Origin of the sequence: Marinoscillum sp. MHG1-6, from assembly GCF_024714475.1 — a bacterium.
Lineage (GTDB): Bacteria > Bacteroidota > Bacteroidia > Cytophagales > Cyclobacteriaceae > JAMZMI01.
The window spans coordinates 81,760-103,970 of the sequence record NZ_JAMZMI010000005.1; the positions used below are offsets into that span (position 1 = coordinate 81,760).

Here is a 22,211-nt window from a genome sequence, read left to right on the forward strand (position 1 = left end):
ATCAGTTATTAAGGTTAAATCTTATCCCTGCCTGTGAGGTGATTCTGAATGATTTCAATCCAAAACCGGCTTGTACCTCAATCGCATTGAATAATTTGTAACCTGCAATCATGGATGGCGTGATGGAGAAGTATTCACCGTTTACAGCGCCCATTCTAACATTCGCTTTAACATTGAATTTCTCTTTTGAAAGAACAGGAGCTGCCATAATCACTCCATAAAATTCTTTTTCGTAAAATCTTGGCTTTGCCTCGTTAGAACTCCAAAAAGCATCATTCTCTTTTTGGTAAAATCCACCTAATTCAAAATTGTTTTTGAATTCATAACCTCCCTGTAAGCCTAGTTTCGGGCTGATATGAGTACGCTCGATATAGGACTTAACAAAAGGCTGCTGAGCATTGGCCTGTGAAAGGGTGATGATAACTAGTAGTGCGATAGTGAAGAAGTATTTCATATTTTGCAGTGTTTTATGTTTCAATTACAATGCAAAATTGGGACTGAGGGCAATCCTGTGTAAGCGTATAATTCGGATTTGAAATTTTGGTTGTAATACTTAGCGTAATACGAAAATCACGTAGTGGATCCCATGAAATCAGCTTAGAGCGACTTTTAACTTTATTATTTGTGATTTGAGGTCGGTTTTCCCTTTATTCCGATTCGGGATCAAGCAATAAATTTGTAGGGCAATTGTATTTTACCGGAAAACGATCGTTAAATACCAGATAATGCAGTATTCCAATTAAAGGATATACCTCATTTTCTTTTGCATGCCCCGGGCCGCGCGGGCAAAAGAAAACGACCGCGACGGCGGACCGTGCAAAAGAAAAAGGCACCAACCTAGCCGGTCGCACGCCAAAAACGATTTGGAACATTTCAATTTGACTTAGGTGTTTATAAATTCAGGTCAAAATCGTTCTCACTGGCCTTGGATGAATCCACCCGCCTAAACACATTGAGATAGGTATTAATCGATTATTCTTAAATTAATTCTCCCAATAAACTCCACAGATTTGCTGTATGATAGCCGATTCGCCCCTACTTACCTTGATCATGAAATGAGATCAACGGATTTGTAACAAGTAAGAACGGGCTTATACACATGGAAGCCCAAGTGTTCATGAAAGAAAAGCAGGCACCTAACACATACTAACGTTTTGATTTTAAATAGGGTCTACTCTATCATCCAGGTTAAGGATGGAAGTTTAGCAATTGTTGGTCAAGCCAACTGGTAAAGATGGATACTGAATACAAGAATGGATGTTTTACACCAGGTTGTGCTCTACGGCATAGAGGGTTAAACCAGGAATGCTGTTGCACCGAGCCTTTTTAAGCAGTTTACTAATCAGCATTTCTACAACTCTCAGAGAGGTATTTATCGAATTTGCAATTTCATTTACTTGCTTTTGCTGAATCAACATGTGTAGCACCCTATGCTCAATTGGTGAAATGTTACCGCCTGAACCTCCTCCCGACTTCTTTGATTCCTTTTCTTTAAGGATGTCATCTACCTGAATCTTGATTTCATCGGAAAAGTATCTTTTTGAATTCATCAGATAATCAAGGGCGGTAAGTAGCTCGTTTCGCTTCACGTTTTTGGAGACATAACCTCTCGCTCCGGCACGAATCATTTGATGAACAGATTTCTTGTCATCACTCATGGACAAGACCAAAACTGGTAGATTAGGAAAATTCAATTGAACATTCTCCATTAATTCCACTCCATCCATTACTGGCATCTTGATATCTGTTATCACCAGATCAAATTTGGCACTATGTAGGGCTTTTAATGCATCTCTACCATTGGCCGCCTCAGCTACAATCTGATAATCATTATGATCCACTAAATAGTTTTTGATGGCGTCTCTAATCATTTCATGATCATCTACAAGGAGTATTCTTTTCATTTTCCAGTTGTTTAATATGAATACAAAACTCTGGAAAAGCCCAACCCGATATAAGCGTGAAACAAGTATATTGACATTTACGAAAATCCCCTAGCCTTACCCGTGATTCACGTAGCGTATGGAGATAAAAAGTCGGAAACACTAGAAATGAGCCACATTCAAATCCGTCCAGTAATAACGTACCCGTTCAATAAATAACTGAAATTGGTCAAATCTGACTGGTTTTAACAAGTAGCTATTAACATAATTGTCATAGGCCGTAGTTACATCTTTCTCATGATTTGACGTAGTCAGCATTACCACCGGGATTCCTCTGAGATGCGAATTTTTGATACGCTTCAACACTTCCAAACCATTCAATTTTGGAATGTTTACATCCAATAATATAAGCCTGAGATTTTTAATGATTTCCGGGTCCGGTTGCTCAAGAAGAAAATTGATGGCTTCATCTCCATCCTTCGTCCAATAAACTTGGCCATTGAATTTATCTTTACGAAGGGCCATCATGGTCAACTCGGCATCCTCCTCCCGATCCTCAACCAGTAGAATGTTAATCTTGTCCTTATTCATAATTCAGCAATTTTTGGTTGGACTTAAAATCCAGATCATCGATCAGGAAAAAGTCTATAAACGGATAGACCGAATACCATTATTCCATATAGCTGAATCAAATTTGCTGGTTGATAAGAGATCTTTGGTTGAGAGACATTAAATGTCTTAGAGGTCTTAATAAGTAAATATATTAATTAATTAAAAAATTTCAATCTTCCTTCAAGTGATAATTGTCATAATTTTTAGCTTAACCATTATCCCTCAACCCCAAAATTGCGTTCCATCCAATACTCTCCTAAAGCCTTTACCGTTTGTGAAAATTTTTCCGAATCTACTGGTTTCACTATGTATGAATTTGCATGATTTTCTATTGCCCTGATGCGATCCACTTCTTCACGTGAAGTTGTTAACATAATAACTGGTATAGACAAATAGCGTTTGTCAGATTTAATGATCTTCAAGGTTTCAATACCATCCAGCTTAGGCATTTTAAGGTCCATAAGAATCATTTTTGGTTTTATCGGTGATCGTTCCTTATAGACTCCTTCACATTTAAGGTACTCCAAGGCCTCCTCGCCGTTTTTAACCCAATGAAGCATAGCTACAAAACCTGCTTCTTCTAACGCAAAATGTGTGAGATGTGCATCTTCCATTCTATCCTCGGCAAGGAGTATTTTAGCTTCTAGATTGTCCATGTTTTAAAGCGTTAAGCATTTTGATTGTGAATAGGCATGATTTTTCTACTTCTATGATTTTTTCCGTGGAAGTCTAAATGTAAATGTGGTGCCTTTATCCACCTCACTCTTAAAAGTAATATCCCCCTCATGTTTGTCCAGGATTTTCTTCACGATAGCTAAACCAACGCCCGTTCCTTTGAACTCATCATGATGTAGCCTCTGAAATACCCCAAAAAGCTTTTTTGAGTAGCTCATATCAAATCCGACACCTTTATCAGCTATCGCATACTCCGTAAAGTCCTCTTCGCTCCTCGACCAAATATGAATATCAATTTCATTTTTATTGGAAGAGTATTTAAAGGCATTTGAGATCAAATTAGCCCAAACCTGCCGTAATATTTTAGGGTCAGCATAAGCTTCAACCAATGGCTCAATTTGAATGTTAAAATGATGATCCGGATAATTTTTAGCCTCCTCTTCCACAAGTTCACGAACGGTATGATCTACATCTACTATTCGCCTGTTTAATCCTAATCTTGAGACTCTTGAAAAATCAAGTATATCATTGATCAATTCATCCATTTTCAAGGCATTTTTATTTATAAAATCAAGCCAGGTTTTGCCTGTTTCATCCAACACCTCCTGATATTGTTTGTTCAAGAGTTTCGAAAATCCTTCTAATGCACGTAGTGGAGCACGTAAGTCATGAGAAACTGAATAACTAAAGCTTTCCAGTTCCTCATTGGCCTGCTCCAATTGTGTTTGACTCTTAATTAATGCCTGCTGTTTTACTGATAGTTCATCCACCACCGTTTTCAGCTTCTTCGTTTGGATTTTTAGCTTCGCTTGTTGCTCTTTCTGAGTCGAAATATTAGTGGAAATGCCACACATGGCATAAACAACACCTTCGCCGTCGTAAAGGGGAAATTTTGAAGTGACGAAGTCAATTTTTTCTTTACCCTGTCCCACCGATTCTTCATATGTAATCAATTCCTCCCTCTCAGTAACCTTTACATCCACTTTCCTGAATTCATCGGCCACCTTTTTGGGAAACAGATCATAATCCGTCTTACCGATGATGGATTGCGTTTTTTCATCCAAACCAATCACTTTATACAAATATTCATTGGCGAGTAAAAATCGACCTTCCAGATCCTTGATAAAAATCATGGCATTCACATTATCGATCACAGAATCCAGAAAGACCTTTTGATCAGATAGTTCATCACTTATTTTTTGAATTTCTTCGGTTCGTTCTTTTACCCTTTTCTCCAGATTAGCATTTAGCTTCTTGATTTTCTTCTCAACCCGTACCTTATCTGTGATATCACGCCCCTCCGGCAACAGGTATATAACCCCTCCGTCTTCATCATATATTGGGGTAATTGAAAAGTCAACAGTTACTGATTTTTTATTTTTTCCAATCAATCCAAGCTCATAACGGATAAACACACCCTGAGCAGCCGCAATGATTGATTCTTTAATTCTGTTTTTTATCGATTCACTTTCCAGAAAAACCGGAAGCTCCCAAAACTTTGTTGCAATTATATCCTCCAAACTCAGGCCTAGAAATTCCAACGCAGTTTTATTCATGTCAATGACATTTCCTTCCGTGGAAAGAAATCCCATAAAATTGAAGGTGTTATTAAAAATAGCACTCAGCTTTCCTTCACTTCTTTTTAATTTTTCCTCATACGCAATATCCTGAGTGATATCTCTCGCTGCACCAAAAACAACTCCTCTTTCTCGATCAAGTGCTGCTGACCATTCAAGCCATCGGTCCCCCTGCAAACCGGATTTATACCTATTGATAAAGGAAATGGTTGGTTTTCCTTCCAATAACTTCTCAAATTCCTTTCCGGATCGTTCTATATCCTCCTCATGAAGAAAATCAAGGAACGGCCTACCCACAACTTCGGGAAATTGCAGTCCAAGCATCTTACAAAACGCAGGATTTAGAGTGTCAAAACATCCATCCTGATTAATAATGCACAGGTAATCACCTGACATATTGAAAAACCGCTCAAATATTTGAATTTTATCTTCAGCGCTCTTGAAGTCCGTATAGTCTTCAATGAATGCAAGCAATCCGCTAAGTTTTCCTGCTCCATCAGAAATGGGCACGGTCGCTGTTCTGGAGTTTATTAATTTTCCGCTTTTTGACTTGAAATCAATTTCCAGGTTCTGAGCTCCCTCTCCTTCCTTACTAAACACACCATTTTGCCCTATTGAGTAATCACCTGCCAATAAAAATTCAGGACTCCTTCCCTTAAATTCCTCTGAGTTATAACCAAAAACGACGGAAGCTCTATCATTTACCCATTGTATTCTACGATCCTTATTGAGATATAAAACCGCATCAGGATTGGAGTTGATCAAAAGGCTTAAAAATCTGTTAGATTCAAGCAATTCCTCGCGAATCTTCTTGAAGCCCTGGAATCTTACTCCAAAGTAGGATAAAATCACTAATATGATAAGGATGAAGACCAACACCTGGATGATCATATCCCTCCAAACTTCCCTTGCAACCAGAGACAATATCGAGTTATCAATGTGAGAAACGAGTAAATACTCAGGAGAATTAACAGTTTGAAAGTTACTCAGGTGTGTATATTTTGAAAAGTACTGGTCAATAAGAGGTGCTCTTTCATAAATAAACAAACCATTATCAGAATAGAATGCTCCCTCCTTGCTTTGCTTCATCCTCTCCCATTCTTCTGGATAAACGGAACCGAAAGTTGAATTGCTTCTACCTTTAACCATAAATCCAAACAATTGATCCTCAGATGTTCCGGCGAGCCAGTAACCTTTTGCATTAATAAACTGAATTGAATTGTTTTCCATGATATCCCCAACGGCATCCTTATAGTCATTAGGGTGTAAAAGGTCACTTACCAGATAATTAATGATCAAGATCCCGGATTTATTCCCATCATTGTCAACAATCGGAGTTGCTGCTCTCACTACTGGATTAAATGGTCTTTCAAGAGTGTCTCCCTCCATGTTAAGGTCTATGGGAGATAGATATAATTGATTGCGATCCAGATTGATCACCCGACTGAAATAATAGCGATCGCTCTTATCCTGAAGATCCTTTTCATCCACACTTATGGGACTACCTTTATTATAATTAACCCGAACAAGTTCTTTACCCATCGAGTCGATAAACCTGATTTGGTCATATCGATTGGTGATGGTGAGAAGAGCGGTGAAGTCTTCAATCAAATCTTTTTTTTCAAACCGATCATACCGGAGGTTTTTAACATTTTGTTGATTGGAGAGATATAGCAAGTCAGAATACATGTTTTGGAGACTCGTCTCCATTTCCAATCTGATAGATTCTATCTTGTTCCTTTCGTTAATGATTAGCTTCTCCTCTGACTCCTCCTTAGCCCTAACAAAGCTGTGCCTTAAAATGAGTAACCCATTCGCAAGAACAAAAGCCAAAATTGCATAGATGTAATACTGCTTCTTAGGGTACCTCATCAAATAATACCTTTTTCGACAGCGAAAAGTACCAAACCAGCCACATTTTTACAGCCTGTTTTTTCTAACAAATTCCGTTTATGAGTCTCAACTGTACGAATACTTATGAAAAGTTGGTCTGCGATTTCCTGATTGGATAATTCCTGAGCGATCAAAACCAAAACTTCCTTTTCCCGATCGCTAAGTTCTTGCTCATAAGTCAGTCGCTCCTTTGATTTTCTCTTTGACATGCTTTGAATCAAGGCCGAATAAATCTCCTGAGCATAGTAATTCTCGCCATTGATGATTGTTCTCATGGCTTCCATCAACTCCTTTTTTGTGGCGTTTTTTAAAATGTAGCCATTCACCCCCTGTTCAATCATCTTTTTAATCTGGTGCAAATCATTAAACATGGTCAGCACCATCACCTTTTGATTTGGGTACAGTGTCTGAATATTCCCCATCATTTCAATCCCATCCATTTCGGGCATGTTAATGTCGGTAAGTATGAGATCATAAGAATTCCCTTTGAGCAATTCCAGAGCTTCCAGGCCACTTTCTGCCTCGTCCTTGATCATATACTCACTTTCATCATCAAGGTAATTTTTAATAGCATCACGAATCATTTCATGATCTTCAACCAGCAAAATTTTATTCATGTTTACGAGGAATAGGTAATTGTACACTTACGATAGTTCCATGCTGGTTAGATTTTATTTCAAAGATGCCGTTGCAATTTCTCGCCCGGTCTCTCATATTTCGTACTCCATTACCCAATTTTACATGGTCTACATCGAAGCCTTTTCCATTATCCGTAAATAATAACTTCATCAACCGGTCTTCTTCAAATATGCGAATGGATATTTTGGTCGCCCCACTATACTTCATACTATTGTTGATCGCCTCTTGAAGAATGCGATAAATCTGCCCAGAGATAAAGGGAGAAATCCATTCATCATCCAGTTCAAGATCCAAATCAATAATCTCACTATTGGGGGTATTTTCAATTAAAAATTCCAGAGCATCTAAAAATGAATTACCCTCAAGATTAGAGGTGGTTAGTATTCTTGAAAGGCTTCTAATATCGCTTACCGCCTCGTCTACTAACTTCTTGACCTTAGCTAATGGTACGTTGTTAGAATCCAAAAACATGCTAGATGCACTGAGTTTCTGACCTACGTTATCATGAAGTTCCTTGGAAATCTTTTCGCGCTCCTGTTCTTGTATATTGAGCAGTGCGTGACTGGATTCTCGCTCTTCGGTAATGTCCTGAAGTGTTCCATACACAAATTTATGATCTCCCCTTTTGACTGGTTTTAAGACTATTCGTCCATATCTAAAATCATCCTGACTAGTGGGGATATAACGCAGGTCCATCTCAAATTCGATCATATCATTAATCGCTTTGTCAAACCTCGAGGCAAAAACAGATCGGTCATCTGAAAAAATGGAATTGACAAGCTTCTTAAATGAAATGATATTCTGATCAGCCCTTAGGTTTAATAGCTTCATAAGATTGGCAGAAACCATCAGGATATCATTGTCTTCGTCAAACTCAAAACTTCCGGTATAAGTCTGGGCCTCTGCTTGTTGGAGGATCAAACGATCTTTTAAAGTCTTTTCCTCCAGGAGTTTTCTCCGGGTAATATTCCGAACTACCGTGACCGTTCCTTCCAGTTCATCATCAATTATTAAGGGAGATTTAATGATTTCAAAAATGGTTCGCTGTCCCAAAGAGTCGAAATGATCATACTCAAAATTTATTGGAAGCCTGTTTTGTAGAACGTATTCAAAAGCATCAGCAATTTCTTGTCCGGGCAAAAAATGAAAAGCCTGTTTACCGAGTACATTATTCATTGCTGTATCGTAATAACGACAAAAAGAATTGTTCACCTGGGTGATAATTCCGCTGGTATCGGTCAACATGACCAAATCTGTTAACGAATTAAAAAGTGTATTGAAGAGCTGGTTTCGCCTTAAGAGCGCCACCTCAGATTCCTTTTGGCTTTTGATCAGGTTAAACTCATTATAAGCTCTATCCACAGCGAGTGGTAGTTTCTCAATATTATCCTTGAGAACGAAGTCGGTTGCACCTTTCTTTATGAGCTCAACGGCCTTCTCTTCGCCCAGCGTGGAAGTAAAAAAAATAATCGGGAGATCTGCAGTTCTCTGACGCACAAAATTCAGCACATCTACTCCATTAAATCCTTTTAGGTTGTAATCGGTTATAATGATATCTACAGGCTTCTTTAGATGACTTTCAACATCCTCCATGGTCTTCGCATATCGAATTTCAAACTTCTTATCTATTTCAATAAATGATTTGAATAATTCAACATCTGAAGGATCATCCTCAACATAGAGAATATCAACTTTCATTGGAGGGTATCAATTGGTTCTTTTGCTTAAACATCTCAATCATCTGGTTTAAAAGCTAAACCAGTTGTTTGATAGATTGTTTTAAGGTATCAAAAAATAATATTAATTATTCGAATTAGCCTATTTATTTCTGATGACGGTCACCTGTCAGTATTTATCAGCAATCGGTCATCAGTTACCAGTTCACAGTAAACATTCTCCCTCAATGTCATTGCGAAACGTCATTGCAAAGGCTGTCTGAAAGAAGCCTGAAACAATCTTCCATGTAAGATTACTTCGCTACGCTCGTAATGACGGAAGGTTGGCAGTGTTCAGGCGTTATTTAACATTGTACAGCTAATGTCCAACGCCAAGAGCCAACTGCTACAGCAAACGCTAACAGCCAAAGGACAATACCTAAAGCCAAACAGTCAAAGGCTACCGCCAAAAGCCAGGCGCCAAAGGCTAATGCAAACGCCAAAAACCCCTACATCGATGAGCTGGTAAAACCCTTTCTCACCTGCTCTCCCCAGGTTTTCTTCTTTCGAACAAACTTATCATAGTTACCCATCACGGCTGCCCATACTGTAATCGGGTGATAAAAGATCGGTTCTAATAAGGCCGCCAGTAATAATTTCAGAAGCGCCCACCCCCCGCTATATTCACGATAGGTCATCTCCTCAATCAACAAACTCAGCCATGAAATGAACACCGCAAAAGTGTATACCAGCACTAAGAGAATAGTAAAATGCTGCCAGTTGATCCAGCCAAGGCAGGCCAGCACTGCAAAATAGATCAACCCGAAAAACTCAATTAATGGAGCCAGCCACTCATACAACAGCCAAAAAGGATAGCTAAGCATCCCCATCAATCCATATTTGCGCTTAAACATTACTTCCTTGTGAGCCCTCAAGGTCTCAATGGTGCCACGAGTCCAGCGATTGCGCTGCTTTTGGAACACAGAGAGAGTGTCCGGTGCCTCCGTCCAGCACAGTGGATCCGGCACATAAGCAACCTTATAGCTAATACCCTGGTCTGCGACATATTTCCTCATCCGCACCACCAGTTCCATATCCTCACCCACTGTACGGGTATCATACCCTCCAACCTCTAGCACCAATTTACGATCAAAGAGCCCAAAAGCCCCGGAAATAATCAAAAGACCATTCAATTGCCCCCACGCCATTCGACCTAAGAGGAAAGCCCGGATATACTCGAGGGTCTGAAAAGTAGGTAGCCATTTCCTGGCCAACCGCACCTCCATCAATCGTCCATCCCTGATCACACAATCATTAGCTATACGCACCACCCCACCAACGGCCACGACCTTTCGGCGTGTTTCTTCCAGATAAGGTTTGACCATCCGCAGCAACGCATCATCCTCAATCACACAATCTACATCGATGCAGGCAACAAGCTCAGAGGAGGCATAGCTGATTCCTGCATTCAGCGCATCAGACTTACCACCATTCTCCTTATCTATGACTTTAAGCTTTTTAAAGGCCGGATTGGTGGACTCATAGACTCCACGTACTTGTTTGTGAGGTATTTCGTCTAAAACAATATTCTGCACCGGAACCAGGCTGTAAGCCTCAATCATCCGCTGCAAGGTATTGTCCTTACTTCCATCGTTAACAATAACGATCTCGTAGTTATTATAATGAAGAGACAGTAGCGAACGAATATTATCTACAATCGAAAGGGACTCATTGTAAGCCGGGGCAATGATCGAAATGCTCGGCGCCAATGGTGATCTCAGGATATTATCAAAATAGGTATTGTTGTAATGCTTAATATAGTTTCTGATAGACCTAAGGGAGACATAGGCAAGCACCAGGTAAGCACTCATGATCGTCATCGCATAGATGAAGATGCCATAGTTGAAAAAATTGGTGACGTAATGATATACCATACTCAACGAATTAAGAAGCGACTGAAAATTTTTCCAAATGCTGCGTCAACCTCAGCATGGCCGGATTGTCTGAATTTTTCAGTTTCTCCAGTTCTTCCTTTTTAAGCTTAAAAGCGCTTCGGTGTAGAATGGACAGGATTGAAATAAACGTCCATCGTGACATTAGTCCCATCCTGGCCTCCATTTCCATAAGCCCCCTCACCTCACCTATCTCTACAATCGCAATCTTGGCCTCCTTTCTAACGTGAAAGTTTTCATGCTCCAAAAGTGGCAGAATGGCCTTAACATCATTGGATCCCCCTACAATAGACAATTCAATGATTCCCTCCACGATTTCATGCCATTGGCGTGACTTGAGCTTGCGCTGAGATATTTCCCGAAGGTTAAAAAGGTCATATAACGCCTTGCTGCGAGCTTCATAAACGCCGCTGAATGAATAGCACATCACTACCAGGTTATCCAGAAGTATTTCAACCTGCCAGGTTCGTCTTACGAGCTTTTTAATCTTGGCAGCGTAATGTTGTTCTCTTTCAGGATAGTTCAAGGCTCCTGATAGCAGAGACAATAAGGTAGACCTGAACTTGCGTTCTCTTTTGTGGGTAAGAATGTAATAACTTCGGTAAATCATGATTGCTATAAACACTGTAGAAAACAGCAATACATTAAATGCAATTACCCAAAAGAGCCATCGATCTTGCGGTGCTACCCAGTTCAGCCAGTCATTCATTTCTTCACGCCCATTTTGTTAAGCACATTCTTGGCCCTTGCCACTACCTCATTAGGGCTAAAGGGCTTATCAATAAAGTCAGAGGCACCGAGGCGGAAGGCCTCCAGAATTTTTTCCTCCAGATCTGCTTCACTGATTACAATCATCGGGATATCACGACTTACGGCTGTTTCCAGTATTTCATATCCATTGCGGAATGGCAATAACTCTTCCGCTATAATCAGATCACCTCCTTTTTCAATCGCATCCAGAAGTTCAAGACCATTAGTAAGCACAACCACCCGAAAGCCTTCAATTTTCAACCGATCCGTAAGTACCTTTCTCAAGAGCTCGTTCGGCTCAGCCAGCAGTATTGTTTGTTTGCTCATGGCTCCTTTCTTTTTAAAGTAAAAAATAACCTTAATGTATGTTGAATGCGCTCATTGGAAACAAAATCATACCTTGTCCATTCATATGAAGCATTCCATCTCAACCTGTTTTTATAATCTGAATGATATGTGACTCCGAGTGTGAGCTGACTTGGGTTTCCTTTTACCGACCCGGAATTATCAAGTAGGACAATCACAGAAGGATCATAACCATAAGAGGCATTGAGACCTGCATATTCAATATCCGACAAGTAATAACGATGACTCAAAATGACTGCATAGTTGGCAAACTGGTTAGTCTCAAAACCGTAAGCTCCTACTCCTCGCAGGGAAGTCAACCAGCTTCCATAATATTTGGATAGGCTTGCGGTCAGCAGCCCAACACTACCCGTTTGATCAAATCTCATCCATCTGACTCCAATAGCGTGTTCCCATGTACCAAAAGGATTATTATACTCCACTCCCAACTTTCCCTGAGGAAATATACGATCAGGGGAAAAAGCACCATCCAGGTATAGATAATCTTCATTTTTAAATTCGATGTAAATATCCTGTTCCAGCATCCACCCAAACTGATCAAATCGGTTACTTAAGGTCAATCGAGGTAAGAGCGTCCATGCCTGACCTTTGAATTTCATCTCAAGAATGCCACTTTGCCAGTCTGAAAGCGTTTGATCGAACAAGTCAAGGCGATACCCCAGTTTGGTGTACTCATAAGCAAACAACTCTCTATCCGTCTTTTGAGCGTTTACCGACACCAAAGACAAAAAAAGCATGGAAAACATCCCGATTTTGAGACCATCCAATAAAATCATGGTACTACGTTGTCAAGTACTCGAATGGACTTTGTTTGATTTATCATAGGTTGATCATATAGGTGATTGCTATAGCAAGACGATAAACTCAAAATAATTTAAAAGGTTTCGTCCATTATTTGCAAATTCAAACCACACGAAGATTTAAACGTTAATACTTTCAAACAAACTGTTATGCATGCATAACATATTTGCTCATTCTGTTTGAAAAAGTATGCATGCATACTATATTAGAGGATAAATAGATGGAATTATGGAAGCTATAGCAAAAGAAGCATCAATTAAGGGCGGCGAATTCATCGTCAGAGAGACTGAAGCAGAGGAAATCTTCATTCCGGAAGAATTTTCCGAAGAGCAAAAAATGATGGCTGCTGCCACTCAGGACTTTATTAATCAGGAAATTAATCCCAATATCAGCCGGATGGATAATTTGGAGGAAGGCTTTATGTCCTCGCTGATGGAAAAAGCCGGACAATTAGGCTTACTGGGAGTTACCGTTCCCGAAGAATATGGAGGGCTCGGTATGAGTTTTAACACCGGAATGCTCATCGCGGACATCGTAGCCGCAGCAGGTTCTTTTTCTACAGCTTATGGAGCACATACGGGCATCGGCACCCTTCCGATCTTATACTACGGCACTGAAGAACAAAGACAAAAATACCTTCCACTACTAGCTTCCGGTGAGTGGAAAGCCTGTTATTGTCTCACAGAGCCAGATGCAGGCTCCGATGCTAACAGCGGAAAAACAAAAGCCAAACTGACTGAGGATGGTAAACATTATCTTATCAATGGCCAGAAAATGTGGATCAGCAATGCAGGATTCGCTGATCTCTTTATTGTTTTTGCCAAAATAGATGATGACAAAAACCTCACAGCCTTCCTGATAGAAAAGTCCTTCGGTGGTATCACTATGAATGAGGAGGAAAAGAAACTGGGAATCAAGGGTTCCTCCACAAGACAGGTATTTTTCAATGATTGCAAAGTTCCGGTAGAAAATATGCTTTCAGAAAGGGAAAACGGATTCAAAATAGCTGTCAATGTTCTTAATGTCGGTCGTATCAAACTAGGATGTGGTGTAATCAATGGATGTAAATATGTGACTACTCTGGCAACCAATTATGCCAATGAGCGCAAACAGTTTGGTGTTTCTATATCTAGTTTCGGAGCAATCCAGACCAAATTGGCTAATATGGCCGCGAAAACCTATGCAGTGGAATCAGCCTCCTATCGTGCAGGTCAGGATATCGAAGACCTTATCTCCTCCCTGAAAGAAGAAGGTTTAGAACCTGCACAAGCCAAACTCAAGGCAATGGAGCAATTCGCTATTGAATGCGCCATTATTAAGATATTGGGATCCGAAGTATTGAATTACATCGCAGATGAAGGCGTACAGGTGTACGGTGGAATGGGCTTCTCAGAAGAGGCTCCGATGGCACGCGCCTATCGTGATGCACGAATTACCAGAATCTATGAAGGTACGAATGAAATTAACCGAATGCTATTGGTGGGCATGATCCTTAAAAAGGCACTCAAAGGTGAAATCGACCTTCTGGGCCCCGCGATGGCCGTCGGAAAAGAATTGACCTCTGTTCCGTCTTTCGAACAACCCGACCTGAGCCAGCCGATGGCACAAGAAAAGGATACCCTCCGAAAATTAAAGAAATCTGCTTTGATGGTAGCAGGAAAGGCAGCAGAAACCTTCGGACCTAAACTTAATGACGAGCAAGAGATACTAATGCATATTGCAGATATGCTCATTGAGATCTATGCTGCCGAATGTGTGATTCTAAGAACAGAAAAACTAATGAGTCGATACAGTGAAGAGGAAGCCAAACTTTATAAAGATATGACCACTTTATACCTGTTCGATGCTGTTCAAAAAATAAAAAACCATGGTGATGAGGCTGTAGCCTGTTTCGCCACTGGTGACGAATTGAAGGTACTATTGATGGGAATGAAACGATTTACCAAAACGGAACCTGTCAACACCAAAGAATTGAGACGGTCGATTGCTGGTAAAATGATCAGCGTCAACAAGTTCCCTTACACTTTATATTGAGGTTAGGTAGTTAAAGTCCACGCGACAAAGAGTCCTGCAAATGCAGGACTTTTTGCATTTCCCCTGTTGCACCTTTCTTTAGAGTCCAATATGCCATAATTTTATCCAAAACTATCATAAAGGGTCTCAATGGAATTCAAAAAACTTACCACCAAGGAAAAGGCGCTGTCGCTCAACCTGGACGATAAGGTCTATGGTACGATCGCCGAAATCGGTGGCGGACAGGAAGTGGCAGATTGGTTTTTCAAGGCCGGAGCGGCTTCTGGTACCATCGCCAAAACGATGTCTGCCTATGACATGACATTTAGTGATGCTATCTACGGCAAAAGTGCGCGATACGTTTGCGAGGAGAAGCTCATGAAAATGCTCAACCGGGAGTATTCCCTACTGTCGCAGCGCTTGACCAATCGTGCAAAACGATCTCATTTTTTCGCTTTTTCCAATACTGTTGAGACCATCAACTTTCGTAGAACCAACGAAGGACATGGCTGGATAGGCTGTCGATTCCAAAAGCACCCAAATTCTGAACCTAACGACTGTATCATACACGTGGCGCTCAAGGATAATGATCCGTTATGGCAGCAGCAGGTACTCGGGATGGTGGGTGTCAACCTCATCCACGCATGCTTTACTTATGCTGAACCTGAGGATATTATCAATGCTCTGACCGATAATATTCACCCAAGCCGGATCGAAATTGATATGTTCCGGATCGAGGGACCGGATTTCCATCATGTAGATAACCGCCTGATGGCATTGAAACTGGTGAAGAACGGACTCACTCACGCCACGATGTTCGACAGAAATGGTGTGGTTTTGCAGCCTTCAGAGCGATTATACAAAAAGAATATCCTGGTATTAAGAGGTCGTTTTCGTCCGGTTACTCACGTGAACGTGGACATGATGCTGGCAGGTATGCGGGCCTTCCGAAAGGAACCGGACGTGGAAATTGACAATATCGTTCCTCTGGTGGAGCTGACACTCAATGACCTTACGCTAGGGGGTGAAGTAGATGAAACAGACTTTCTCGACCGAGTAGATCTCCTGTGCTCCCTGGGACAAAATGTAATGATCTCGAATTATCAGGAGCATTATAAAATCGCCTCCTACCTTTCGAAATTTACCCGACAGAAAAAAATCGGCATTGTCCTGGGACTCAATAACCTTGTTCGCATTTTTGATGAGAAGTATTACAACAATCTCAACGGAGGTATCCTGGAGTCGTTTGGAAGGCTATTTGGAAGCAATGTGAAGCTCTATGTATACCCAACTCAGCCCGAAGGAACCGATAAACTATTGTACATTGAGGATTTTGAGCCTGAGGATCACCTTAAGCATCTGTATGCATACCTGAAAGACAATGACAAAATTGGTAATGTCAGTGGAGCAAAAGCGGAAAACCTGCACATCATCTCTGACAATGTGCTCAAAATGATTGAGGACGGAGGAGAGGGCTGGGAGAAATTCGTTCCCAACCGTGTTGCCGATGCCATCAAAGCGAATCACCTGTTTAATTACCCATATGACGTGCCATTGGATGAGGATGAAGACCTTCACTAAGGACAGCTTCTACCATCTTATCAAATAGGCGGGTTTGCGATCACTGTGTTTTGCTATATTTGGCGCTGACATTAACAATCTATGGCTACAAGAGGATCATTTTCTAATCGACTGGGTTTTGTTTTAGCAGCGGCGGGATCAGCTGTTGGGTTGGGTAACATCTGGAAATTTCCATTTGAAGTTGCCCTCGGAGGTGGAGCAGCCTTCGTGTTGATGTATCTCTTGTTTTGCTTTTTGCTTTGCTTCCCGGTAATGGTGACTGAAGTCACCATCGGACGAAAAACTCAAAAAAACCCGGTAGGCGCTTTTACAGCCCTGGGATTCAAAAACTGGAGGTTTATTGGGGTTCTCGGATTGGTAGCCGGAGTAGTCATCCTGTCTTTTTATAATGTCATCGCCGGATGGGCGTTTGGTTACTTCGTTGAAATGGCCAGCGGGAATTTCGCAGTAAGTCAGAACTTTGGCGCCTTTACCAGCGATTGGGTGAAAGTTGGCCTTTATGCCATCGTATTCATGTTTTTCACTGCCTTTTTTGTTTCAAAAGGTGTTTCCGGCGGTATTGAAAGGTTGGCCAAAATATTAATGCCTTCCCTGATCGTAATGATTTTGATCCTGGTAGGCTACTCCTTTACGCTACCTAATGCTATGGAAGGCGTGAAATTCTACCTTATTCCTGATGTCTCAGCTATTAACATTGGCACCATCGGCGGCGCTTTGAGACAGGCCTTCTTCTCTCTTTCACTCGGAATGGGCGCCTTAATTACCTATGGAAGTTACCTCTCAAAAAATGATAATATCGTTTCATCCTCTGCCTTCATCACATTAGCTGATGTAGGGATAGCATTTATTGCCGGTTTGATGATATTTCCGCTTGTAGCATACAATAACGGAGGAGATATGAGCATGGTACAATCCGATCAGGCAGGTCCAGGACTTATATTCATTACTCTTCCCGGGGTCTTTGAGACATTGGGACCTGGTTTAGGGGCCTTTATCGGTGCATTCTTCTTCCTGCTGTTATCTTTTGCAGCGCTCACCTCCACGGTATCACTACTAGAAGTACCGGTTTCTTATGCTGTAGACGAACTGAGGATGAGAAGAAAACCTGCGGTGATTGTCGTTGCGATAATCATCTTCGTTGTGGGTATACCATCTTTGCTGGCTAATGGGGCCTCTGATTTCTTCGGAACCGCATTCAAACTTCCGAGATCAAGTGATTTCCTTTCACTGGTTGCCGGACTAGCAGACATCATGCTACTGTTTGGAGGATTTCTGATTGTCTCTTTTGCGGCCTTTATTTGGAAAAAACACAACCTGCATGAAGAAATTGCCAGTGGATATGAAGGTTATGAAAACACATTTGTGAAAAAAGGGATCAGTTTCCTCATCACCTTCCTATGCCCATTTATTTTGGCTATCCTTTTTGTGCTGGTTCTCTTGGATAACTTCTTTGGTATCGCCCTGATATGATCAACGAGGGCTCTCTTTGACAAACATTCCCGGATCATCGCCATCAAAATAGATAACATAATCACCATCTGGTAAGACGCTCACGTCAACGAAATCTGAGGTGCCATCCAGCACCTTTGTGCTACCGGCATCATAGATCTCATAAAAAGCTGAACGCGAAAAATGGATTTCCTTACCCGTTTTCTTGGGTTCAAACGTGACTGGATCTGGATAAAAATGCATATCTATCTCCTGTGAATAAAGGTATTCACCATTCGGGAAGACATATTTAATTCTAAACTTATTTGATCCCTGTTCGAGACTTGGAATGTGCTTGTAGTTGCCTCCGGCATAATGTCCTTCTGCCACAACCTCTTGCTGAGCTTGCCAAAGGCCAGTTTCGATCTTCTCAACTACATATACCCCACCTTTCTTTTCTCCAACCGTCTCCCAGGTGATCAGGGTATCCGTGGCAGTAACCTTTTTAAATGAAAAAAGACTATGATAAAAGATGGCATCCGGGTTAATTACGATTGGTTCGCAGCTGTCACTGTGAATTATTTTGAGCGTTACGGGAGCATAAAGATCAATACCTGCAAAATCTACTTTAATGGCGCTTACCCTTGCAGGAAATCTGATTGGTCTATTATTGACTTCAATGCCCTCTACACAAAAGGTTCTTGACACCGGATCGTAGGCATTTTTTATAAAAAGCGGTCTCCCTTTGTACACCCCCACGAGATGAGTATCTGACACCGCTATTTCACCATGATCCAGTGATCCAAGGAAAAAAATGTATAAGGCGAAAAACAACGACACTCAACTCTACCGTTTGGTTTATTCAAGATAAAGAAAAACTGAATTCTCGCAAAAGCTAATCGTCAATTGAGAACCTCTATGAACAATAATATTAACACTTTAATTCACGTTAATATTCTACGATGAAGATATGGAATTGACAATATTTCAATACCAGGTTACTTTGGCCTCATTTTTGGTATAAATCAAATATCGCCAATACGAGAAATTATGAATGGAACATTAATTTGGTACAACCCGGATTTAGGCATCTATGAAAAAGGCTCATTGAAACAATATGACAGGGCCTTACTCTCGAGCACAAACAAAGACCGTTTCGACATCCTCTATGAATTCTCAGAGCCCTCAATGAAACTTACCGATAAGGTACTTAATTCATTAAATGCAGCACGCAGCATGTTCTTGGATACTTCAGCTGCTTGATAGTATCTTAGCCACGTATGAATAAGTGGCTTACCATTTCACTTCTTTTAATCGGCTGTGCTTCTCAAAAAGTAGTCTCCTTTGTAAATGAAGGGGTACCTTTCGCCAATTATCACACCTTCGCTGTGGTAAATTACAAATTAGGCAACACCCCTCCTTCCGAGCAATCTGCAAGTATTTATGAGGCTATTGAAGAAAAGATTGTAGCGGAAATGAACTTCCGAAAATACTTACAGGAAAACAAGCAACCTGATATTCTTGCTCGTTACGAGATCATTTCAAACCAAAAAACCGATGTAAGCATATCTAATCCATATCCATATGGATATATCATGCCCATTATTACCTCCAGGAGCTTTTTGGAATCCACGCTTCTGATAGAACTCAATGATTTTAAAACAAAGAAATTGATCTGGCAGGCCAGTATTGATCTCAACCAATATGGGCGAGACCAGAATATTCAAAAGGTCATCGATCAGTCGGTATCCAAACTTTTTGAAAACTACCTTTACACCGCAGGTAGTGCATCTCCCAATCCAAGCTTAACAAATACGAATGACTGAATTCGGAATACTCTCCATCTTTCCACCCATTATAGCCATCATTCTTGCCATCCAAACCAAACAGGTAATTCCGGCCATTCTTACCGGGTTGTTTTTGGGTTATTTAATCATTTTCGGATGGAACCCGATATCCGGAGCACTGGGAACCATTGATGGGTTAGTAGACGTCTTTAAAAGTGCCGGAAATACACGTACAATCCTGTTTACGCTACTCATAGGGGCACTAATCCAGTTAATTAAAACTTCAAACGGAGTTCATGGTTTTGTAAATTTATTACAAAATAAAATTGAAAGATCTTCAAGACCCAAGCCGAAATTACAATTGTATTCAGCACTCACCGGCTTTCTTATATTTATTGAGTCGAACATCTCGATTTTGACGGTAGGGACATTGTTTGGCCCGCTGTTTAAAAAATTTGGGATATCAAAAGTGAGACTGGCTTATATCGCAGATAGTAGTAGTGCCCCTTCCTGTATTCTGTTTCCGGCTAATGCCTGGGGAGCTTACATCATAGGTCTGCTGGCGCTTTACGACCACCTTCCTCCATTTAAGACTTTGATCTATTCCATCCCTTTTAACTTCTACCCGATCCTGACTTTATTGATGGTTGCTTTCGTCTCGTCAACCAATAAGACCATTGGACCAATGAAAAAATTTGAAGTTATAGCCAGCTATGAGACAACAGAAGCAAAATCACAAATACCCGTAACAACCGGCAAAGCGTCTAATATGCTTATCCCCTTACTGATCATGATCTTTTCTATGCCCCTATTTATGATCTACACAGGGTATTCACCAGATGTAACCGGTTCAACCATAGAACGCCTCTGGGCCTACATTGGAGAAGCATCTGGATCATCTTCTGTTCTCTATGCTGTTTCTCTTGCTGTAATTGTAGCTGGTATCATGTATGCTTTCCAAAAACTATTAAACCTAAAGGGGTTTATCGAAGAGAGTTTTAAAGGCATGAATGAAATGCTTTCCATGGCCATCCTGATGGTACTGGCTTTTGCCCTGGGTAACCTGTGTAAGGAACTGGAAACTGGTCAATACGTAGCAGAAGTTACCCAGGCCTGGCTTACACCTCAATTAGCTCCTGCCGTAATCTTTGCGACAAGTTGCTTCATCGCTTTCTCCACCGGTACCTCATGGGGCACATTCGCCATTATGATTTCGATAGGAATTCCATTGGCGCAAAACCTCGACCTCAACATCTATCTTGCCCTGGCGGCTGTTCTTGGCGGTGGTGTATTCGGAGATCACTGCTCACCTATCTCTGACACTACCCTGATCGCCTCAATGGCAACAGAAACAGATCATATTGATCACGTAAAAACGCAGTTACCCTATGCCCTGATCACAGGAGGGGCTTCCTTCGTGTTATACCTGATATTCGGGTTTTTACTCGCCTAGATCAGTAGAGTAGTAAGCCTTGGCAAACTGACGACCATTGTAATTATTCCGCATGGTTTCGCCATAAGCCCCGGTCGATCTTATGACGATCAGGTCGCCTCTGCTGGTTTTAGGAAGAGAGACCTTTCTACCGAACCAGTCGGAAGATTCACAGATCGGACCTACTACGTCGTAAATGTCTTCTGATTGCTCACTACTAATATTGATAAGTTTATGCTTTGCCTGATATAGTGCAGGTCGCATGAGCTCGGTCATACCCGCGTCAACAATCACAAACTTAGTATGTCCACCCTCCTTTACATAAAGCACTTTTGTAATCAGGGAACCACACTGACCAACGACAGATCTGCCCAACTCAAAATGCACCTGTTGTCCCGGAAGCACTTTCAAATGATCATTAAACACTTTGAAGTAGGATTGAAAATCCGGAATGCTATTTTTATCAGGACATTCGTAATCAATTCCAAAACCACCTCCAACATTCAGGTGTGGAAGACTAAACCCTCTGGAAAGCAACTCCTCCTGAAGGAAATTGACACGTTCAGTTAAATTCTTGAATCGGTCAATATCAGTGATTTGAGAACCGATATGATAATGTAGTCCAATGAAATCCACGTTAGCACACCCTTTGATGGTGTCCAATGATTCCAACAATTCATCGGTTGAAATCCCGAATTTATTCTCTTTTGACCCTGTAGTAATGTAATGATGTGTACCTGCTTCGATCTCCGGGTTGATCCTCATAGACACATGAGCTGTTTTAGCCAGTTTTGCAGCTATCTCATCAATTACCAGAAGCTCAGGGATTGACTCCACATTGAAGGCAAAAATACCTGCTTCAAGAGCGTATTCGATCTCCTTATCCGTTTTCCCTACTCCGGCAAGAACAATATCTTCTGGAGAAAAGCCATTTTCTAAGGCCAACTTCACCTCATTTCCACTCACACAGTCCACACCCATGCCTGCCTCCTTAATCAACTTAAGTATCGGCTCATTCACATTAGCCTTAATGGCATAGTGGACATGATAGCCATAAGCATTGGCCGCTTTTATGGCTTGCAATGTCTCCTCAAGCAGAGACATGTCATAATAATAGAATGGTGTCTCCAGTTTGGAGAATTGAGGAATCAGATTTTTCACCGGATA

General features: G+C 41.1%; 19 protein-coding genes. 6 read left to right on the top strand and 13 right to left on the bottom strand.

All coding sequences use genetic code 11. From position 1 onward, the window contains the following. Position 1 precedes the first annotated feature (1 nt). The 11 genes from NXR94_RS12570 to NXR94_RS12620 all read right to left on the bottom strand — a co-directional run bounded on the left by NXR94_RS12570 (position 2) and on the right by NXR94_RS12620 (position 12,778). Positions 2 to 454: a hypothetical protein gene (locus tag NXR94_RS12570; RefSeq protein ID WP_258104998.1), complete on the bottom strand. Its 453-nt coding sequence runs from the start codon at positions 452 to 454 to the stop codon at positions 2 to 4. Positions 455 to 1,262: 808 nt separating this feature from the next. Beyond that, positions 1,263 to 1,904: a response regulator transcription factor gene (locus NXR94_RS12575; protein WP_258104999.1), complete on the bottom strand. Its 642-nt coding sequence runs from the start codon at positions 1,902 to 1,904 to the stop codon at positions 1,263 to 1,265. Between the two features lie 141 nt (positions 1,905 to 2,045). Further along, positions 2,046 to 2,474 (bottom strand): response regulator, encoded by a 429-nt coding sequence (locus tag NXR94_RS12580; protein ID WP_258105000.1) that lies wholly within the window; start codon positions 2,472 to 2,474, stop codon positions 2,046 to 2,048. A gap of 236 nt (positions 2,475 to 2,710) precedes the next feature. Further along, positions 2,711 to 3,151, bottom strand: a complete 441-nt coding sequence (locus NXR94_RS12585; RefSeq protein ID WP_258105001.1) for a response regulator — start codon at positions 3,149 to 3,151, stop codon at positions 2,711 to 2,713. Positions 3,152 to 3,202: 51 nt separating this feature from the next. After that, positions 3,203 to 6,619 carry a PAS domain S-box protein gene (locus NXR94_RS12590; RefSeq protein ID WP_258105002.1) on the bottom strand — a complete coding sequence of 1,139 codons (3,417 nt, stop codon included), beginning with the start codon at positions 6,617 to 6,619 and terminating at the stop codon, positions 3,203 to 3,205. Continuing rightward, the gene (locus tag NXR94_RS12595; RefSeq protein ID WP_258105003.1) at positions 6,619 to 7,257 is read right to left on the bottom strand and encodes a response regulator transcription factor; all 639 of its coding nucleotides are present in this window, start codon (positions 7,255 to 7,257) and stop codon (positions 6,619 to 6,621) included. Before NXR94_RS12595 ends, NXR94_RS12590 begins: the two co-directional genes overlap by 1 nt. Beyond that, positions 7,250 to 8,977: a response regulator gene (locus tag NXR94_RS12600; protein WP_258105004.1), complete on the bottom strand. Its 1,728-nt coding sequence runs from the start codon at positions 8,975 to 8,977 to the stop codon at positions 7,250 to 7,252. The genes NXR94_RS12595 and NXR94_RS12600 overlap by 8 nt, the downstream gene beginning before the upstream one ends. A gap of 466 nt (positions 8,978 to 9,443) precedes the next feature. Next, a complete protein-coding gene (locus tag NXR94_RS12605) occupies positions 9,444 to 10,868 on the bottom strand; it encodes a glycosyltransferase (protein WP_258105005.1) in 1,425 nt (474 codons plus the stop codon). Positions 10,869 to 10,878: 10 nt separating this feature from the next. Continuing rightward, positions 10,879 to 11,595 carry a hypothetical protein gene (locus NXR94_RS12610; protein WP_258105006.1) on the bottom strand — a complete coding sequence of 239 codons (717 nt, stop codon included), beginning with the start codon at positions 11,593 to 11,595 and terminating at the stop codon, positions 10,879 to 10,881. Continuing rightward, the gene (locus NXR94_RS12615; RefSeq protein WP_258105007.1) at positions 11,592 to 11,963 is read right to left on the bottom strand and encodes a response regulator transcription factor; all 372 of its coding nucleotides are present in this window, start codon (positions 11,961 to 11,963) and stop codon (positions 11,592 to 11,594) included. The genes NXR94_RS12610 and NXR94_RS12615 overlap by 4 nt, the downstream gene beginning before the upstream one ends. Beyond that, on the bottom strand, positions 11,960 to 12,778 hold the full coding sequence (locus tag NXR94_RS12620; RefSeq protein ID WP_258105008.1) for a YaiO family outer membrane beta-barrel protein: 819 nt from the start codon (positions 12,776 to 12,778) through the stop codon (positions 11,960 to 11,962). Before NXR94_RS12620 ends, NXR94_RS12615 begins: the two co-directional genes overlap by 4 nt. Before the next feature lie 253 nt (positions 12,779 to 13,031). Between NXR94_RS12620 and NXR94_RS12625 the strand changes: the two genes are divergently transcribed. The 3 genes from NXR94_RS12625 (at position 13,032) to NXR94_RS12635 (ending at position 17,867) form a co-directional block, all read left to right on the top strand. Next, a complete protein-coding gene (locus tag NXR94_RS12625; protein WP_258105009.1) occupies positions 13,032 to 14,837 on the top strand; it encodes an acyl-CoA dehydrogenase family protein in 1,806 nt (601 codons plus the stop codon). A gap of 129 nt (positions 14,838 to 14,966) precedes the next feature. Next, entirely contained in the window at positions 14,967 to 16,397 is a 1,431-nt protein-coding gene (locus NXR94_RS12630; protein ID WP_258105010.1) for a TonB-dependent receptor, read from the top strand. An 81-nt stretch (positions 16,398 to 16,478) separates the two neighbouring features. Continuing rightward, entirely contained in the window at positions 16,479 to 17,867 is a 1,389-nt protein-coding gene (locus tag NXR94_RS12635) for a sodium-dependent transporter (RefSeq protein ID WP_258105011.1), read from the top strand. Here the strand turns inward: NXR94_RS12635 and NXR94_RS12640 are convergent, their stop codons facing one another. Continuing rightward, positions 17,868 to 18,665: a hypothetical protein gene (locus NXR94_RS12640; RefSeq protein ID WP_258105012.1), complete on the bottom strand. Its 798-nt coding sequence runs from the start codon at positions 18,663 to 18,665 to the stop codon at positions 17,868 to 17,870. A gap of 210 nt (positions 18,666 to 18,875) precedes the next feature. On the opposite strand from NXR94_RS12640, the gene NXR94_RS12645 reads away from it, so the two are divergent. Genes NXR94_RS12645 through NXR94_RS12655 form a run of 3 tightly spaced genes read left to right on the top strand, consistent with a single transcriptional unit; the run spans position 18,876 to position 21,065 of the window. Then, entirely contained in the window at positions 18,876 to 19,088 is a 213-nt protein-coding gene (locus NXR94_RS12645; RefSeq protein ID WP_258105013.1) for a hypothetical protein, read from the top strand. A 17-nt stretch (positions 19,089 to 19,105) separates the two neighbouring features. Further along, positions 19,106 to 19,651 (top strand): DUF4136 domain-containing protein, encoded by a 546-nt coding sequence (locus tag NXR94_RS12650; RefSeq protein ID WP_258105014.1) that lies wholly within the window; start codon positions 19,106 to 19,108, stop codon positions 19,649 to 19,651. Beyond that, positions 19,644 to 21,065: a Na+/H+ antiporter NhaC family protein gene (locus NXR94_RS12655; RefSeq protein WP_258105015.1), complete on the top strand. Its 1,422-nt coding sequence runs from the start codon at positions 19,644 to 19,646 to the stop codon at positions 21,063 to 21,065. Before NXR94_RS12650 ends, NXR94_RS12655 begins: the two co-directional genes overlap by 8 nt. On the opposite strand, the gene lysA is transcribed toward NXR94_RS12655, so the two are convergent. Continuing rightward, entirely contained in the window at positions 21,054 to 22,205 is a 1,152-nt protein-coding gene (gene lysA / locus NXR94_RS12660) for a diaminopimelate decarboxylase (RefSeq protein ID WP_258105016.1), read from the bottom strand. The two genes, NXR94_RS12655 and lysA, sit on opposite strands and share 12 nt — an antisense overlap. Positions 22,206 to 22,211 lie beyond the last annotated feature (6 nt).